The organism is Spirosoma sp. (assembly GCF_048594605.1).
Taxonomy (GTDB): domain Bacteria; phylum Bacteroidota; class Bacteroidia; order Cytophagales; family Spirosomataceae; genus Spirosoma.
Genome location: NZ_JBMDWV010000429.1, coordinates 1 through 17,358, shown reverse-complemented (window position 1 = coordinate 17,358; position 17,358 = coordinate 1). Strand labels below are relative to the sequence as shown.

Here is a 17,358-nt window from a genome sequence, read left to right as displayed (position 1 = left end):
CCAGCATTCTAGCAACGTAGCACCCGATGCCATTAAACACAGCGCAGCGTACCTCACAGGAGGAATTTTTAGATGACTTTTCGCTGGAAGGTGCCGAATTAGGCGATGCCCTCGACAAAATCGCGGCCATCAATCAATGGCTGGGCGGCAATCAGGTCACACTAAATGGTATAGAAGATCTGCTACGTAAATGGCCCAAAGAGAAAGCTGTCTCGATCGTTGATATAGGCTGTGGCAATGGTGATATGTGCCGCGCCGTGGCTGAATTTGGCAAACAGAAAGGATTTAGGGTTAATATACTGGGCATCGACGCGAATCTATATACCGTCAATCATGCCCGGTCACTGTCTGCCCATTATCCGGCGGTATCGTATGCTGAGATGAATGTATTTGAAAACGACTTTGCCGCTCTGGATTACGATATTGCGTTGTGCACCTTAACGCTGCATCATTTCAGCGATAAAGACATTTTGCAGTTAATGGGTTTGCTGGCCAATAAAGCCAGGTTGGGTATAGTTATTAATGACCTACACCGCAGCGCCCTGGCGTATCGACTTTTTCAACTCATCTGTTTTGTGTTCCGACTGAGTAAACTGTCGAAAGACGATGGGTTGATTTCTATTCTTCGCGGATTTAAGAAGCGTGAGCTTGTATCTTTTTCCGAACAGTTACAGTTAAAAGCATACCAGATTCGTTGGCGGTGGGCTTTTCGTTATCAATGGATTATCCGAACTCTATGTGTGTAAAAATAACGGCAGCCGCAAAAGCTTTACCTCCTTATTGGCGTGAAACGAAAGACATTTTACCTTTTTTAGATACGTGGCTGATCGGTCAGGAAACGCGTTTTCAACGAAAAGTCAGGAAGATTTTTGAAAATGCCGCCGTCGACAAGCGGTATTCCATCATGACGCCTGCGGAAGTGTTCTCGCAAACTTCCTTTGAAGAAAAAAACGCTATCTACGCTCGCGAATCGATCAAATTAGGTGAAACAGCGCTAACCAATGCGTTAGCAAAAGTCGGCTGGAAACCCACCGATATCGACTACCTGATTACGGTAAGCTGCACGGGTATTATGATTCCTTCGCTGGATGCTTACCTGATTAACAGCATGCAGATGAAGCAGGATGTAGTGCGGTTGCCCGTCACGGAAATGGGGTGCGTAGCGGGTATTTCGGGGATTATTTACGCCAAAAATTTCCTGAAAGCGAATCCGGGTAAACGTGCGGCCTTACTAGCCGTAGAATCGCCAACCGCTACGTTCCAGATCGACGATTATTCAATGGCAAATATCGTCAGTGCGGCCATTTTCGGCGATGGCGCTGCCTGCGTTCTCCTGTCTTCACACGATGATGATGAAGGTCCCGAAGTAGTAGCCGAAGAAATGTATCATTTTTACGATGCCGTCCATATGATGGGTTTCAGCCTGGCTAATAGTGGTTTACAGATGATTCTCGACAAAGGAGTCACCGAAACGATTGCGGCTCATTTTCCGGCGATTGTCCATCCATTTCTCGAAAAGAACCGACTTAAAATTGACGATATTTCTCACCTGATCTTTCACCCCGGTGGCCGAAAAATTGTAGAAGTTGTTCAGGAGCTTTTTGGGAAACTAGGGAAGAATATTGACGATACGAAGGAAGTGCTACGTCAGTACGGAAACATGTCGAGCGCTACGGTACTTTACGTATTGGAACGGTTTATGGAGAAACAACCCGAGAAAGATACGTACGGGCTTATGCTAAGTTTCGGACCCGGATTTTCGGCGCAACGCGTTTTATTGCAGTGGTAAACGAATTCAAAGACAAACAATATTGGGCACTTATTCTGGGCGGAAGCCGAGGACTGGGACTTGCCACAGCGCAAAAACTCGCTCAGCATGGCCTGAACATCTGCGTTGTTCATCGCACTCGGAAAGCCGATCTATCAGGCGTTGAGCAGGCGTTTCAACGTATTGAAAGCGAAGGCGTTGCGGTTAAGCAATACAATCTGGACGCCACCAGCCCCGAAAAGCGTCAGTACGTAATCAATACGTTACAGACGGAATTACAACCGGGTGGAAAAATAAGAATCCTTGTTCATAGCCTTGCCAAAGGCAATTTAAAACCGATGGTAGCTGACGATCAGCCGGAACTGCAACATGATGATTTTCAATTGACTATCGAAGCCATGGCATTAAGTTTATACGACTGGGCAAAAGACTTATTGGCCGCGTCGCTGTTTGCTCCAGACGCCCGTATCATCAGTTTCACCAGCGAAGGCAGCGCCAAAGCCTGGCGAAATTATGCGGCTGTTTCGGCCGCGAAAGCCGCGCTGGAAGCTATTTCACGTAGCATGGCGCTGGAACTGGCTCCGTTTGGCATCCGGACCAATTGCATTATGGCGGGCGTTACCGATACCGCTTCACTACGTATGATTCCAGACGCCGACACGCTGATTAATCTTAGCCAGCAGCGGAACCCGTTCGCCCGATTGACAACGCCCACCGACGTAGCGAATGTCGTTTATTTACTCTGCAAAGACGAAGCTGCCTGGATTAACGGCACCGTTATTCCTGTAAATGGTGGCGAACATCTTCAGTAACTTCATTTTTCATTTCTTCAACCCTGTGCCGACCTTCGATTATATTCTTAAACAACTCCCCTATCGCAAACCCTTTTTGTTTGTTGATGAACTACGTGGCGTCAACGAAAATGGCAGTGAAGGCACGTACACTTTCCCCGAAAATTCATATTTTTATGAAGGGCACTTTGCTGGGAATCCTGTTACGCCAGGCGTTATTTTGACAGAAGTGATGGCTCAGATTGGCGTTGTTTGTCTGGGAATTTTTCTGTTGGGTGATGGCCGTGCTGATGATCTGGAAATAGCGATGACCTCAACGCAAATCGATTTTTACCAACCTGTTTTTCCCGGCGAAACGGTAACGGCACGTTCTACCAAAGAATACTTCCGGTTTCACAAATTGAAATGCAAAGTTGAGCTGCTGAATCAACGCGGAGAATTGGTTTGTCGGGGCAGTATTTCGGGGATGATGAAACTCAAATCTCATGCGTAATCGAGTTGTTATTACTGGTTTAGGCGTAGTGGCTCCGAATGCCGTCGGTGTGCCCGCTTTCTCAGCGGCTATTCAGGAAGGATGTAGCGGCATTACGTTCCAGCCCGACCTGGCTGACCTAAAGTTCTCCTGTCAGGTTGGCGGTATCCCTCCCATCACAGAAGCTATCAAGCGACAGTATTTCAGCGACTTACAAATACACCAGCTCAATAGCAGTGGAATCGTTTATGGCGTGATAGCGGGTATGGAAGCCTGGAAAAATGCGGATCTTCCGATAGCTAGCGAACAACCCGACTGGGATACAGGTATTGTATTTGGAACCGGTATGCTGGGGGTTGATAAATTCAGGGAAGCAATTTACAAAGTCGATCAGGGACAGGTTAGGCGGCTGGGCAGCACAGTGGTTACCCAAACCATGACCAGCGGAGTCAGCGCCTATTTAGGTGGTATGCTGGGCTGTGGCAATCAGCTTACCGCAAACTCATCGGCTTGCGCGACGGGTACGGAAGCGCTGCTGATCGCTTACGAACGAATTGTGACAGGTTCGGCCAAACGAATGCTGGCGGGTAGCTGCAGCGATCATGGGCCGTACATCTGGGGTGGATTTGATGCCATGCGGGTACTGCCTTATCAGTATAATCAGACGCCCGAGAAAGCGTCGCGCCCAATGAGTGCTACAGCCAGCGGCTTCGTTCCGGGCAGTGGAGCGGGGGCGATGGTCCTGGAATCGCTGGAAAGCGCGCTGGAACGTAGCGCCCCCATTTATGCAGAAGTACTGGGTGGGCACGTTAATTCGGGTGGACAGCGGGGCGGAGGCTCTATGACGGCCCCTAATGCTACAGCCGTGCAGCGATGCATACAAAAAGCGCTGGAACAAGCCAGTGTCCAACCAGCCGAAATTGATGTTATTGATGGGCACCTGACGGCTACAACGAAAGATCCCGACGAAGTAATAGGCTGGGCAAACGCATTAGGACGTAACGGCGATAGTTTTCCTATCATTAATTCGCTCAAATCAATGATAGGGCACTGCCTGAGTGCAGCAGGTAGTATTGAATGTGTAGCCGCTGTTCTGGAATTACACGAAGGATTTATCTATCCATCCCTCAACTGCGAAGACGTACATCCCGGCGTTGCAACTATTATTGCACCAAACAAAATTCCCCAACAGGTTATTCATAAAAATGTTCAGGTCATTGCGAAGGCTAATTTTGGCTTTGGAGACGTGAATGCGTGCATTATTCTTAAAAAGTACCACCCATAAACTGCCGTATATGCAAACAAATGAAGAATTGATTACACACCTGAAAACGATCGTTGAACCGTACGTTCAGAATGAGCAGGCTTTTGAAGATATTAACGAAAATACCAACTTCATGAAAGACCTGAAAATTAATTCGGCCAATCTGATCGATATTGCGCTGGACGTAGAGGAAGCATATGATATAGAAATTGACAATGCCTCGATGGAACGAATGCTCACGGTTGGGGCAGCCATCGAGATAATTCGTCAGAAACTAGCTGAAAAATGATCGGCAACGATATTGTTGATCTGAATCTGGCCCGTCAGCAGAGCAACTGGCGACGCAGAGGTTATCTGGATAAACTGTTTACCCACTCTGAACAAGAGCTGATTCGTTCGGCAACCGATCCGGATCTGATGATCTGGACACTGTGGAGTATGAAAGAGAGTGCGTACAAATTAATTGTTCGTGAAACGTCAGAGCCCTTTTTTGCCCCTGAAAAGCTGGTTTGCCAGCTCGTCAAAATTCATTCGGGAACCATTGAAGGAAGCGTTTTTTACCAGAAATCATATCCGGCATGGTCAATAATTACTACGTCTTACGTTGCCAGCCTCGCGTTTCTACCGGATTCAGGGTTGAGGGCTGATCATGAAATCGTTACGTTCGACCGTACTGATTATCAATACCAACACACGAGAATCCGAGAAAAAATAAAGCAGCATTACGCTACCTGCTTTTCCGTTCCGGAAAGCAGCATTCAGATTCAGAAGAACGAAAAAGATGTTCCAATGCTGATGATCACCGATTTCTCTGGAGCGATAATCAGGCAGCAGGCCATCAGTTTAAGCCATCATGGGCAGTATGGCGCTTTTGCGATGGCATGACCATTTTTTGAGCAGAATCCCCGTTATTTACGCGCAAAACTGATCAGACTATACCGGCCCTTCCGGTTACTGCTTATGAACGTAGTTATCATCGAAGATGAAAATCTGACTGGAAAACGCCTTGAAAGTCTACTTCATAAATACGATCCTGCCATCAACGTACTCGCCCGAATCCCGTCGGTAGCCGAAGCGGTCGACTGGTTTGTTGGCCCAGCCAATCAGATCCCCTCCATCGATCTGGTGTTTATGGATATTCACCTCGAAGACGATTTAGGTTTTCGAATTTTTGAGCAGGCAAACCTGACTACGCCCGTCATTTTTACGACAGCCTATGACGAGTACATGATTCAGGCGTTTAAAGTGAACAGTATCGACTATTTGCTAAAGCCCGTCAACTACGACGAACTGGTGGCAGCCATTGAAAAGTTTAAGGCTTTAAAAAAGCAGTTCGGCCAGGCCGCATCGACCTCTGTGGATGTGGAGGCCCTGCTCAATCTGATTGGCAAAGCCAAGACGACCGATTACAAAGAGCGTTTTATGATTACGGTCGGCACCAAGATCCGCAGCATCGAAACGGCGGAAATCGCCTACTTCTACCTGGAAGAAAAAGTCGTTTTTCTGGTCACGAAAGATGGCCTGACGCTGCCCGTCGACTATAGCCTGGACAAGCTGACACAGGTACTCAATCCCCGCCAGTTTTTCCGCATCAGTCGCCAGTTTCTGGTATCGCTACCTGCCATTCAGACTATTCATACTATTTCTGCTGGAAAACTAAAGCTGGATCTGGTTCCGAAGTCACGGCAGGAAGTTTTCGTTAGCGGTGATCGAATGACAGAATTCAAGGAGTGGCTAGGCAAAGACTAGTATCGTTTAGCGGCTCTGTTTCTGTAAAACCGATTCAGTCATAGGCTTCGGCGCCAAAACTGTATCTTTGCCTGATGAATAAACCAGATCAGCCCCTCAGACAACGAGGCCAACGTAGCGACAGCAACTTTACGGTTTCGGAACCAGCCGAACTGATGACATTTCTGATTGCGCAATTGCCGCACAAAAACCGGAACAACATCAAATCGCTGTTACGTAACAAACAGATTCTGATCGACGGTAAGGTATACACGCAGTTCAATCATCCACTACAACCCGGTCAGGCCGTCACCGTATTGGCCAACCGTGCACCCGAAACAACTCAGTATAGGGGGTTGACAGTTCTCTACGAAGACTCGTATCTGATCATTATCAACAAACAGGCTGGCTTACTGTCAATGGCCACCAATAAGGAAAAAGATCGTACGGCTTACAGCATTCTGAGCGATTACATCAAGAAAGAAAATCCGAAGAACCGCATCTTCATTATTCACCGGCTTGACCGCGAAACGTCGGGGGTCATGATGTTTGCCAAGAGCGAAAAAGTGCAGCGGCTGATGCAGGAATCCTGGAACGCCACAACGAAGCAGCGAACGTACGTAGCGCTGGTAGAAGGCGTACCGGAGCCAAAACGAGGAACAATTTCCTCCTATCTGCGCGAAAGTAAAGCCCTGATTGTTTATTCGAGCCATAATCCCGAGCATGGACAGCTGGCCATTACGAATTATAACGTAGTGAAAGCAAACGCCGATTACGCGCTGATGGAACTGGAACTGGAAACCGGACGTAAAAACCAGATCCGGGTGCATATGCAGGACATTGGTCATCCGATTGTGGGAGACGCTAAATACGGCGCTCAAACTGACCCTATTGGTAGACTGGGGTTACACGCGGAGATACTTTCCTTCGAACATCCTATCACCGGCGAGCTTATGCGTTTTGATGCGCCCGTACCAAAAATATTTCTAAGCGTACTGAAAGACAGACAGTAGATAGTCGATCTGGTCGGTAGTTTTATAAACACAAAAGCCCCATGAAAGAGGCTTTTGTGTTACTTCTTATTTAAAGACGCGGTATTTTAATAATACCCAGATCGCTTCCATACCATCAAACCAGGAAATTTTCTTTCCCTCAGCAATAGAGCGCGGGTAATAGCTAATAGGCAGTTCTTTGATACGTATGCCTCGCTTAGCCACTTTGGCCGTTACCTCCGGACAAAATTCAAACCGAGTACATTCGAGCGGAATTGAGCGTAGAAAATCCGTATCAAAAACTTTGTAACAGGTCGGTTCGTCAGTAAGTCGCTGGTTGTAGAGAATATTTGTCAACAACGTAACAACCTGACCACCAATATAAAAGCTCATGTACGAGTGGCGGTTTTCGGATTTCAGAAAGCGGGAGCCGTAAACGACTTTCTCTTTCCCTTCGGCAATTGGCTTTACCAGAGCCAGATAATCCTGGGGCTCATATTCTAAGTCGGCATCCTGCACAATGGCAATATTGCCAGTCATGTGGTTGATGGCCGTGCGAATAGCGGCTCCTTTCCCCTGGTTATGCTCATGAAAAATCACTTTGATATTTGGCTCAGACTGATACGTTGCCAGTTTCTCACGGGTACCATCCGTCGAGCCATCGTCAACAATAATGATTTCTTTATTTAGTGGAACAGCCTGAACCTTCTCAAGTAACGTATCAATAGACTTAATTTCGTTGTAGGCGGGAATCAAAACGGATAGTAACATAAAAACAAAGATAATCGAAAACGACCCAACCCTGCGGTTTTACTTGCGCACCCAATACATCAGCCCGAAACGCGGGTCTTTCACAGGAACAAAATGTTCCTTCAATCCGGTTCGCAACTGTTTAAGTGCATACGCATTGGCAGGCTGGTTTATTGTTGTACTATCGTCGATAACGCTTGATCGGTTTCCAAAAACCACCAGCTTCAGATTCGTATCGGCAAGTGCTCGTCCATACGTATCAGGATGCGATTTAATGTAGTGCGTCGTTTGCATCTCGGTAGTAATAAAAGGTACGTTTGGCTCGCGATCTGACAGATAATACAAACTCATGGCATTGTCGATGAGCAGCACTTTACCCTCTTTGCCAGCCAGTTGCCGAATAAAATCGCCAGCCAGCTCCTCTCCACTGTAGTCAGTAATGCTGACGAGCCGCTTGATTGCGTTAGGGCGGTATAAGACCAGACTAATTACGGTTAGCAGCCCCAACACAGCCCCGCTCAGTAGTAACCGACGCGGTGCGTCCTGCTGCTGAAGCTGTTGATTCTTCAGCCATTGATCCGTTATAAACCCGAGATGCAGACAAAGAAAAACTGCAGCCGGAAAAAAGTAATGGCTAGCCTGGGTCTTCAGCATGGCAATACTGGCAAAAGCAGCCAGTAACAACGCTAACCAAAGGGCTGGTGTCTTTTGGTAAACAGTTCGATAAGGCCGTTGCCAGACCAGCACAAACGAAACCAGAAGTAAAAGTAGCAGCCAGCCTAATTTGATCAGAAATTTCGTCAGGAACAAAGTGTGCGACGGATAACCGCCGAACGGATAGATATACGTCCACTCAAGATGTTGCGCTAAACGGCCTGTCAGGTAGAAATATCCCGCCGACGCCAGAAGCGGCAACATAAACCCCAGCAACACCAGGAGTCCACGCCCTACCATTGGCCAGAACGTTAGGCGTCCTGTTAGCCACAACACGCCAATAAAGGCACCAAAACCCGCTACGTAAAAAGCCGCTACGCTCTTGAAACACATAGCCAGACCAAGCAGAACGCCTGCGCCGAGCCAACGCCACCACGGCCCATCCATACGGCTGACTACCAGCGTAAAAGCGTTTAGTCCGAAGATAGCGATCCAGCTTTCAGGCTCCAGGAAATTCATCTCCATAAAGAAGCAGCTGACAGCCGATAAGGTAACGGATATAAGCGCGGTGCGTTCACTAAACAATCTACCAGCACAGTAGGTTGATAGCAGTACACCCACTGCCAGTAATGTAATCAGCACCGAAACGCTGATATGGTTATACCCACCCAATATACCCAGCAGTACGTTCGTCGATGAATATAATAGGTACGATTTTGTCGGAATAAAATCGTACAGCGCATGGCCACGGTCGAGAGATCGGGCTATGATGAGGTATTCGTAAGCATCGTACCCATAGCCAGAATTGTAAACGAACAGAAAAAAAACGGGACAGAAGAAAAGTAAAAACAGAAAAAATCGCATCATAAAACTCCCATACAGCGCATCGTGCGCTACGTAATATGCGGACAAAGGTACTGGTTTAGGAACAAGGTTTTCATCTGCGTCAATGGCTTTTTATTAATCGTGAATTTGTCTTCTACTACGTCGTAAAGAGCTTGTATACCGGTGAGAACTCTGTCTGCACGCTAATTCTTCCCCAGCTTATTTTCTGTATTCAGCATCCAAAAATCGGCATTCGACCAGATAGATTTTTCAGTTTAACCCCGCAATTGCACTTTTGAATTACTTATTCTACTAATCATGAAAACGTCGTTACTGTCTATATTACTCATCAGCTCAACGGTTGCCCTTGCGCAGGTTCCGGTTACACCAGCCGCACCCGGAAGCACAACAGCAAGCCCGGCGCCAACAGCGGCCCCTCCTCCGGCAGCCGTCCCCGATCCATTCGGTCAGCGGCCAGCCGATACGTCTCCCACAAATTTTACGGCGCCAGGCGGGCAAACGACAATTTCTGAACCGTCAGCGATTAGTGTTCAACCTCAGCCGGGAGCCACTCCGTCAGAGTCGGAACCCCTTGCTCAGGGCAATGCCAAACTCAATGGCATCCTGATCGACTCGGCCAGTAACAAACCTGTAGAATTTGCGACGATTGCCGTTCTGAGTATCGCCACCAACAAACCCGTTAATGGTACGACAGCCGACGCGAATGGTAAGTTTACCATCAATAAACTAGCACCGGGCAAATACCGTCTTCTGTACACCTTCATTGGCTATAAAGACAAGCGGAGTAATGTAATCACGATAGATCGGGGCAGCAACATCAACCTCGGTACGATTAAACTCGCAGCCGACGTACGAACCCTGAAAGAAGTGAACGTAGTAGGGCAGGCGGCTATGATCGAAGAGAAAGTGGACCGGCTGGTCTACAACGCCGATAAGGACATTACAGCCAAAGGGGGCGACGCAACCGATATTATGCGCAAAGTGCCGATGCTCTCTGTCGACCTCGATGGTAACGTTAGTTTGCGCGGAAGCAGTAACGTAACGGTTTTGATTAATAACAAACCCAGCACGATTGTTGCCAGCAGCGTTGCTGATGCCCTTAAGCAGATTCCCGCCGACATGATCAAGACGGTGGAAGTTATTACCAGCCCATCAGCTAAATATGACGCTGAAGGCTCAGCCGGGATTATCAACATCGTAACCAAGAAAACCACCTTGCAGGGTATGACGCTCGATGTAAACGGGGGCGTCGGAAACCGGGGTAGCAACCTCGGCCTGAACGGAAATTACCGGATTGGTAAAATGGGCTTCTCGCTGGGCGGATTTGGCCGGGCGGAGTACAACGTAAGAGGGTCGTTTAGTAATGACCAGAGTACGCGGTCGTATGATCAGGCAACCAATACATACTCAGCCAGTACCCGTACGCTGCAAACCGCCAGTACGTTAAGCCAACGCTTATTCGGGAATTACCAACTGGGCTGGGATTATGACATCGACAAAAATACGTCGCTGACAGCCAGCATTCGTTATGGAGCACGTAATGGTTTGCAACAGCAAAATAATCTGTTCACCCAGACAATAGGTCCCAACAGGCTTTTTCCGACCATCAACAACCGGAATGTCGATACCAAAGATCTGTCGGGAACAATCGATGCGAACGTAACGTATACCCGAACCTATAAGCCGCAGAAGGAGCTTAGTGTGATGGCCCTTTATAGCCGCAACAACCGCACGAACAACTTCGTAGCCGACATTCTGAGCAATGCTGATTTCGAAACCATTACGTCTCGCCAGAAGAACGATAACTATAGCTACAATCAGCAGTCGACGCTTCAGGTTGATTATCAGACGCCGATCAAAAACAATCAGTTGATTGAATTCGGAGGTAAAGGCATCTTCCGGCAGGTCAACAGCGAGTATCAGTATTTCATCGCCAACGGTTCTGAAGGGGGCTTTCAGCTAGACCCATCCCGCGCCGGTAATACGTTGTTTTACGATCAAAACATTGCAGGCACCTATCTGTCGTATACACTGACGACCAAAAGTAAATACACTATTAAAGCAGGCGCGCGCTACGAATACACCTTTATTGATGCCAAGTTCAGCAACGAAACGGCGGGACAGGCAACGACAATTCCTAACTACGGCAACATCGTGCCAAGCATTAATATTTCAAAAGGGCTGAAAGGTGGACGGATTATTAAACTGGCATATAACCGACGGATTCAACGGCCGGGTATTCAATTCCTGAACCCGAACCTTAATGCATCAAACCCAACCAACATCACCATTGGTAACCCCTATCTGTCGCCTGAACTGACCGACAACATCGAGTTCAGTACGAGCGGCAATATCAAAGGAGTTTATCTGAACGCTTCGTTATTTGCCCGCCGTACAAACAACGAAATTACGGCCGTGCGAGACGTATCGACTCAATCCTTCGGCGACGTAACGAATCCTGTATTACAGCAGGTCATTCGTACTACGTATCTGAACGTCGGTCGGCAGGATGCGGTTGGTGTTAATCTGTTCGGAAACGGAACCCTGTTTTCTAAATGGCAAATTGGCGGAGGTATCGATTTCTACCACGTCAGCTTGAGTAACAATAACCCGAATCCAATCTATACGGCTTCTAACTCGGGCTGGGTAATCGGTGGCCGGATTCAAAGCAGCCTGTCGCTCAGTAACGGCTGGGGCTTCCAGCTCTTTGGCGGAGGTCGTGGCAATCAGGTGCAGTTACAAGGTGAGCAGAGCGGCATGTATTTCTACAGCCTTGGTGTCCGGAAAGAGTTTAACAACAAAAAAGCTACGCTGGGTATTGCTGGTGAGAACATCTTCAACCATCCGTTTACGCAGCGGTCTGAGTTGTCCTCTCCGATTCTGACTCAGAGCACGCAAACAAGCTTTTACAATGCAGGAGTTCGGTTAACGTTCAGCTACAAGCTCGGCAAAATGAGCTTCGATCAGCCTCAGAAACGCCGAAGAAGTGTTGATGGCACCGATGACCTCAAATCTGGCGATGATAATAATAGCGACAATGGTGGTGGTGGCGGTGGCCAACAACAGTCGGCGCCTTCAGGCGGAGGTGGTCGTTCTGGAGGTGGTCGCCCAAGATAATTCGTGACTTAAGATTAGGATAAGATAAATCCCTTCGGTTATACTGAAGGGATTTTTTGCGTTTCAGCCGCCCCAATATCGCTTAACGTTCTGTATATCAACAATTTTACTATACTAATCAGATACGTATTCCTGAATTAGGACTAGCTACGTAATTTACTCGCTCAGATTGGCTTTACACAAACTAAATCTGCCAGTTACTCAATAGCTGACGGAATCTTTGGTTACGTAGCGCACATTCGTACTATCAAAAGTTTTTTAACAGATTCTTTAGCGATTCGCCTGGGAAACAGATTTTTTTGTGCTTTAACTTTAGTGAAGTTATCGCCTTATCTATCAACGGTTTCGTCTATCAATCAGCTAAATACGGTTACGTTATGTATGAAAGTTCAGGTGCTTAAGCGCTATTTTTTCATTACCCAGTACGTTGTCTTAGTCAGTTTATTTGTTTTTACGATACCGAGTACGCCCTGTTTCGCCCGATTACCCGATTTCAACGTACAACTGCTGGATGAAAGCAACGGAATTCAGACATCGTACATTACCAAACTGATAAAAGACCAACAGGGATTTTTATGGCTTTTATCGCCCCGTTACGTACAGCGTTTTGACGGACAAAATGTCAAACGAATTGATATTCAGGGCGAAGATTTATTAGACATTGTCGTCGACCGTACCGGTACGATCTGGGTTTCCAGCCAGTCCGGCATTAAGCGTTTTGTCAGCGATCGAAGAGGGTTTGAGTCCGTAGAAGTCGAAAATCCGTCAAAAACAAAATTTGATCGGCTCCAGGTAACCCCCGATAACAAAGTATGGCTTATGGGCGGTGCGGGCCTGTTCCTCTATGATCGGCTGAAAAAAGTATTTAGTCAGTATTCGATTCCGGCGCTGAAAAATGAAGCATTTTACCGGCGTGTTTTACATCGGGAAGGTTCACGACTCTTTTTTTCGAATATGCATGCCTTGTTTGCTTTCGATGTTCCTACGCAAACGGTACGTCGTATTCCCTTCGAATCAACGAATGCAATCTCGTCGCTTTCGCCGGATACGCTCTGGGTTACAAACAGCCGCTTACAAACCTTTGAAATAGTTGTGTCAACGGGCGCCATAACGCCCGTTTCGGGGATTGAGCTGTATTCCAAGGCTTTTTCAGGATTCATTGAAAATGATAAGATTATTCCATTAGACGGTCAGAATTTTCTGGTTACTACGTATCGCGGCTGTTACAAATATGATCGTGCCCAGCATCGTTTCACAAGGGCTATTTTCTATCATGCAGGCAATGAAATTCCGAATGACGAAATTTATACAGACTGCTACGACGCCGACGGAACACTCTGGATTCTCTGCCAGCAAGGTATTCTTTTTTTTCGGCCCAACGAACCGACGATTGGCTGGCTCCGAAACTATATGGCTACCGAAAAGGGCTGGAATAACAATATTCAGGCTATTACAGAAGACAACGACGGCAATATATGGCTGGGAACAGTTGCGGGATTTTCCAGACTGAATCTGGCCGATGGGCATATCAAAGCTTATTACCCGCATCCAGAAACTCTGTTCCGGATGCCGTCCGTACAAAGTTTAACGTACGATGGAAAAAAACTGATTATCATTCCTCTGACAGGCAGTCCACTTGTTTTTGATCCAGCGTCGGAAACGTTTTCGAAACCAATTTTCCCGGATGGCCAGACGGGCGATTTGCTCCGAAAAAAACTGGAACACGACAACCTGTACATGGTTTACCCACTGGCCAATGGCAATCACTTAATTTTGGCTGATCAATCCTGCTATCTGCTTGAAAAACAGACGTATCGAATTCATGAATTAACGTTCACGGGAGCCAACTATATTGCGCAGACGGCTATGGAGGACGCGCGGCATAATGTCTGGATAGGGACGTACAAAGGGCTTTTGTATGTACGTAACGATCTGAGAAAGACATTGTATTCAGACCCGTTCTTTGCCCAAAACAATACTGTTACGTCTATCCTTGCCAAAAATGACTCGACCATCTGGGTCGGGACGGTTGGCTTATATGAAATTACCCGAACCGCTCAGGGATTTCGAAAAAAAGCCTTGTCATCGGAATTAAGTAATCAGCGGGTGTCGATTCTGCACCGCGACGTTACCGGCAAAATATGGATGGCTGCCGATAATGGCCTGTACCGTTATGACGAAAAAACAGGCAATACTGAATGGTTCGACGTATGGGATAACGTACAGAATAAACGCTTGCACGCCAATAGTCTGCTGGCTTCCCGGAATGGCGTTGTTTATCTTGGCGGTTTTAACGGACTGAATTATTTTATTCCCGCTAGAATTAAACCGAAAAAAGATAAACTAAACGTATTAATTACCGGCATCCAGATCAATCAGGGGGATTCGATATACGCCAGCCTACCGTTACCTTTATCACTCGACTGGAAGCAAAATTCCATTGAGATTCAATACGTTACTACGTATTACCATAACCCGCAGAAAGTAAAATATCGTTATCGTCTAGCCGGACTCGATACGGGCTGGGTTTATAACGGACGTAACAACCGCGTTCGATTTTCATCGCTCGATCCCGGCGATTACAGCTTTACAGTTGCCGCGAGTCTGGACGGTGTTACGTGGTTTGAAACAAAACAGCCCTTTGTCTTTATTATCGCGTCGCCATTTTGGAAACAGTCGTGGTTTATACTCCTTTGTGTCTTATTGCTGGCAGGGCTGATTTACTGGCTGATGCGCCTGCGCGATGCCCGCATCAAGCGACAAATTGCCCTGAAGCAACAAGTGGCCGAAATCGAAATGAAGGCGCTACGTGCTCAGATGAACCCGCATTTCATTTTCAATTGCTTGAACTCGATTAATCGTTACATCGTCAAAAGCGATAATGCAACAGCCTCGCTCTACCTGACGCGGTTTGCCAAACTGATCCGGCTTATTCTGGATAACTCAAATAGTTCGCGTGTGCTGCTGTCTAACGAGCTGGAAGCGCTGAAACTATACATGGAAATGGAAGCGCTACGGTTCGATAATAAATTTAGCTCGCAGCTTACCGTAGCCGACAACGTGTACACCGACAGCATCGAGGTTCCTTCGCTTATCATCCAGCCTTACGTAGAGAACGCCATCTGGCACGGACTCTTGCACAAAGAATCGAATGGGCATCTGAGCATCCGAATCAGCATGGAAGACGAAACGATGCTGCACTGCGAGGTGGAAGACAACGGTATTGGCCGGCAGAAAGCGAGCGAATTCAAGAGCAAATCAGCGACTAACAAAAAATCGCTTGGCATGAAATTGACTGAAGATCGGATTCAGGTTCTAAACCAGTACGCTTCGCTTAATGCTTCTGTTGATATTATTGACTTACATAATGCAAACAACGAACCGGCTGGAACTAAGGTAATTATCAAAATTCCGGTTTAAAAATCAACCCGCCATGATCAACTGTATACTCATTGACGACGAAAAAAATTGCCTTGAAATGATGGAATGGCTCATCAAAACGTACGCGCCTTCCGTACGTATTGACGCCATGTGCGACTCGGCCGAAAAAGGAATTCAGGCAATCCATACGCATCAGCCAGACCTGGTCTTTCTGGACATTGAAATGCCCCGCATGAATGGATTCGACATGCTGGAGCAGTTTGAAAAACTGTTTTTCGACGTAGTGTTTACAACCGCTTACGATAAGTTTGCGATAAAAGCGTTCAAATACAGCGCCTTGAATTACCTGTTAAAACCGGTCGATCCGGACGATCTGAAAGAAACCATCCGACGTATTGAAACTAAAAAATCAGTGCCCTCCAAAGAGCAATTGGATTTGTTGTTTCAGAGTGTAAAGCAAATGAAGCCAACGCCGACTCGCATTGCGCTTACTACCGGCGACGGTATGGTCTTTGTGTCGACGCAGGACATCATTTATTGCGAAGCCGAAAGTAACTACACGACGGTTGTACTAACGGGCGGCAAAAAGATGGTTGTCGCTAAAGTATTGAAAGACATTGATGAGGCACTGGAAGGACCCGACTTCTTCAGAGTTCATAACTCCTTTCTGATCAACCTGAACCGAATTAAGAAATTTGTTCGTGGCGAAGGAGGATACGTAGTGATGGACAACGACATAGCAATTACCATTTCACGATCACGTCGGCAGGATTTTTTAGATTCCTTCGCTCGATTTTAAGCCTTCCGGCTATTCACGCAGGTCTGATGAGCAAACAATTAGGCTTTTTTAGGCTTTAACAGAGGTGAAACCAGTTTTCGCTTACTGTAATGATCAAGCCAGTTTCAGAAAAAATGGGCGTTAAGCCAGGCAGTCGTGTGCTATTCGTGAACGCACCCGCCGATGCTATTCAGGTAATGGACATGCCTGAGGTTGAATTGGCAACCGATCTTAATGGAAATTTTGATTCTATCCACTTCTTTGCCATTAGCCAGAACGATTTACACGAAAAATTCCTCACGTTAAAGAGTCATCTAAAGCCAACGGGTACGCTTTGGCTAGCCTGGCCGAAAGCAGGTCAAAACGAAAGTGATCTTACGTTGCAAAAAGTGATTGAAATTGGCTATAACTATGGGCTGGTTGAAAGTAAAACCTTGAGCATCAATCCGACTTGGTCGGCTATTAAGTTTACCCATCCCAGAGAAGGAAAAGATTATCAGAATAGTTACGGCAAACTCAACAGATGATAGCTTAGCCGTTTCTCGAATCGATAGAATAAAGCCCGTTACCTGTTCTTACCAAGCAGATAATGGGCTTTTTAGTGCAGTTTACTCAAAAAAGGTGCAGGCTACTCATTAGCTAATTCCCATCTTTATAAGCTCATTTACTTTTGTTCTATAAGATCATCCGCAATAGGTTTTCAGTAGAACCGCTTCTAACCACACCATTTTATGAACCCACCTTTCTGCTTTGCGCACTGGCCATTCAGTGGATTGCTTTTAAGCCTGACAGCGCCAGGCTGAACATCCATTCATAA

Annotated in this window: 15 protein-coding genes; 13 read left to right on the top strand and 2 right to left on the bottom strand. The window is 46.9% G+C overall.

Annotated elements, in window-relative coordinates:
* Positions 1–26: 26 nt before the first annotated feature.
* The 9 genes from ACOJS8_RS27020 to ACOJS8_RS26980 all read left to right on the top strand — a co-directional run bounded on the left by ACOJS8_RS27020 (position 27) and on the right by ACOJS8_RS26980 (position 7,036).
* Positions 27–746 (top strand): methyltransferase domain-containing protein, encoded by a 720-nt coding sequence (locus ACOJS8_RS27020; RefSeq protein ID WP_420151671.1) that lies wholly within the window; start codon positions 27–29, stop codon positions 744–746.
* Positions 737–1,789 carry a type III polyketide synthase gene (locus ACOJS8_RS27015; RefSeq protein WP_420151670.1) on the top strand — a complete coding sequence of 351 codons (1,053 nt, stop codon included), beginning with the start codon at positions 737–739 and terminating at the stop codon, positions 1,787–1,789. Before ACOJS8_RS27020 ends, ACOJS8_RS27015 begins: the two co-directional genes overlap by 10 nt.
* Positions 1,783–2,580, top strand: coding sequence for an SDR family oxidoreductase (locus tag ACOJS8_RS27010; RefSeq protein ID WP_420151669.1), 798 nt, complete (start codon positions 1,783–1,785; stop codon positions 2,578–2,580). Before ACOJS8_RS27015 ends, ACOJS8_RS27010 begins: the two co-directional genes overlap by 7 nt.
* Entirely contained in the window at positions 2,558–3,052 is a 495-nt protein-coding gene (locus ACOJS8_RS27005; protein ID WP_420151668.1) for a 3-hydroxyacyl-ACP dehydratase FabZ family protein, read from the top strand. Before ACOJS8_RS27010 ends, ACOJS8_RS27005 begins: the two co-directional genes overlap by 23 nt.
* Positions 3,045–4,316: a beta-ketoacyl-[acyl-carrier-protein] synthase family protein gene (locus ACOJS8_RS27000; protein ID WP_420151667.1), complete on the top strand. Its 1,272-nt coding sequence runs from the start codon at positions 3,045–3,047 to the stop codon at positions 4,314–4,316. The genes ACOJS8_RS27005 and ACOJS8_RS27000 overlap by 8 nt, the downstream gene beginning before the upstream one ends.
* Before the next feature lie 10 nt (positions 4,317–4,326).
* Positions 4,327–4,584: an acyl carrier protein gene (locus ACOJS8_RS26995; protein ID WP_420151666.1), complete on the top strand. Its 258-nt coding sequence runs from the start codon at positions 4,327–4,329 to the stop codon at positions 4,582–4,584.
* The gene (locus tag ACOJS8_RS26990) at positions 4,581–5,180 is read left to right on the top strand and encodes a 4'-phosphopantetheinyl transferase family protein (RefSeq protein ID WP_420151665.1); all 600 of its coding nucleotides are present in this window, start codon (positions 4,581–4,583) and stop codon (positions 5,178–5,180) included. Before ACOJS8_RS26995 ends, ACOJS8_RS26990 begins: the two co-directional genes overlap by 4 nt.
* 75 nt (positions 5,181–5,255) lie before the next feature.
* Positions 5,256–6,044 (top strand): LytR/AlgR family response regulator transcription factor, encoded by a 789-nt coding sequence (locus tag ACOJS8_RS26985; protein ID WP_420151664.1) that lies wholly within the window; start codon positions 5,256–5,258, stop codon positions 6,042–6,044.
* 74 nt (positions 6,045–6,118) lie between these two features.
* The gene (locus ACOJS8_RS26980; RefSeq protein ID WP_420151663.1) at positions 6,119–7,036 is read left to right on the top strand and encodes an RluA family pseudouridine synthase; all 918 of its coding nucleotides are present in this window, start codon (positions 6,119–6,121) and stop codon (positions 7,034–7,036) included.
* 66 nt (positions 7,037–7,102) lie between these two features.
* Here the strand turns inward: ACOJS8_RS26980 and ACOJS8_RS26975 are convergent, their stop codons facing one another.
* On the bottom strand, positions 7,103–7,786 hold the full coding sequence (locus ACOJS8_RS26975) for a glycosyltransferase family 2 protein (protein ID WP_420151662.1): 684 nt from the start codon (positions 7,784–7,786) through the stop codon (positions 7,103–7,105).
* Positions 7,787–7,825: 39 nt separating this feature from the next.
* Entirely contained in the window at positions 7,826–9,331 is a 1,506-nt protein-coding gene (locus tag ACOJS8_RS26970; protein WP_420151661.1) for an ArnT family glycosyltransferase, read from the bottom strand.
* A 231-nt stretch (positions 9,332–9,562) separates the two neighbouring features.
* On the opposite strand from ACOJS8_RS26970, the gene ACOJS8_RS26965 reads away from it, so the two are divergent.
* From ACOJS8_RS26965 to ACOJS8_RS26950, 4 genes are all read left to right on the top strand, one after another.
* Positions 9,563–12,382, top strand: a complete 2,820-nt coding sequence (locus ACOJS8_RS26965; protein ID WP_420151660.1) for a TonB-dependent receptor domain-containing protein — start codon at positions 9,563–9,565, stop codon at positions 12,380–12,382.
* Positions 12,383–12,763: 381 nt separating this feature from the next.
* The gene (locus ACOJS8_RS26960; protein ID WP_420151659.1) at positions 12,764–15,802 is read left to right on the top strand and encodes a histidine kinase; all 3,039 of its coding nucleotides are present in this window, start codon (positions 12,764–12,766) and stop codon (positions 15,800–15,802) included.
* Positions 15,803–15,815: 13 nt separating this feature from the next.
* Complete coding sequence (locus ACOJS8_RS26955) at positions 15,816–16,562, top strand: LytR/AlgR family response regulator transcription factor (protein ID WP_420151658.1); 747 nt, start codon at positions 15,816–15,818, stop codon at positions 16,560–16,562.
* An 89-nt stretch (positions 16,563–16,651) separates the two neighbouring features.
* Positions 16,652–17,068, top strand: coding sequence for a DUF3052 family protein (locus tag ACOJS8_RS26950; RefSeq protein ID WP_420151657.1), 417 nt, complete (start codon positions 16,652–16,654; stop codon positions 17,066–17,068).
* The last annotated feature ends 290 nt before the right edge of the window (positions 17,069–17,358 follow it).

Bases quoted from the DNA above. Each gene is read 5' to 3' on its own strand.
- ACOJS8_RS27020 (WP_420151671.1), top strand. From the start codon at position 27: ATGCCATTAAACACAGCGCAGCGTACCTCACAGGAGGAATTTTTAGAT.
- ACOJS8_RS27015 (WP_420151670.1), top strand. From the start codon at position 737: ATGTGTGTAAAAATAACGGCAGCCGCAAAAGCTTTACCTCCTTATTGG.
- ACOJS8_RS27005 (WP_420151668.1), top strand. From the start codon at position 2,558: ATGGTGGCGAACATCTTCAGTAACTTCATTTTTCATTTCTTCAACCCT.
- ACOJS8_RS27000 (WP_420151667.1), top strand. From the start codon at position 3,045: ATGCGTAATCGAGTTGTTATTACTGGTTTAGGCGTAGTGGCTCCGAAT.
- ACOJS8_RS26995 (WP_420151666.1), top strand. From the start codon at position 4,327: ATGCAAACAAATGAAGAATTGATTACACACCTGAAAACGATCGTTGAA.
- ACOJS8_RS26990 (WP_420151665.1), top strand. From the start codon at position 4,581: ATGATCGGCAACGATATTGTTGATCTGAATCTGGCCCGTCAGCAGAGC.
- ACOJS8_RS26985 (WP_420151664.1), top strand. From the start codon at position 5,256: ATGAACGTAGTTATCATCGAAGATGAAAATCTGACTGGAAAACGCCTT.
- ACOJS8_RS26980 (WP_420151663.1), top strand. From the start codon at position 6,119: ATGAATAAACCAGATCAGCCCCTCAGACAACGAGGCCAACGTAGCGAC.
- ACOJS8_RS26975 (WP_420151662.1), bottom strand. From the start codon at position 7,786: ATGTTACTATCCGTTTTGATTCCCGCCTACAACGAAATTAAGTCTATT.
- ACOJS8_RS26965 (WP_420151660.1), top strand. From the start codon at position 9,563: ATGAAAACGTCGTTACTGTCTATATTACTCATCAGCTCAACGGTTGCC.
- ACOJS8_RS26960 (WP_420151659.1), top strand. From the start codon at position 12,764: ATGAAAGTTCAGGTGCTTAAGCGCTATTTTTTCATTACCCAGTACGTT.
- ACOJS8_RS26955 (WP_420151658.1), top strand. From the start codon at position 15,816: ATGATCAACTGTATACTCATTGACGACGAAAAAAATTGCCTTGAAATG.
- ACOJS8_RS26950 (WP_420151657.1), top strand. From the start codon at position 16,652: ATGATCAAGCCAGTTTCAGAAAAAATGGGCGTTAAGCCAGGCAGTCGT.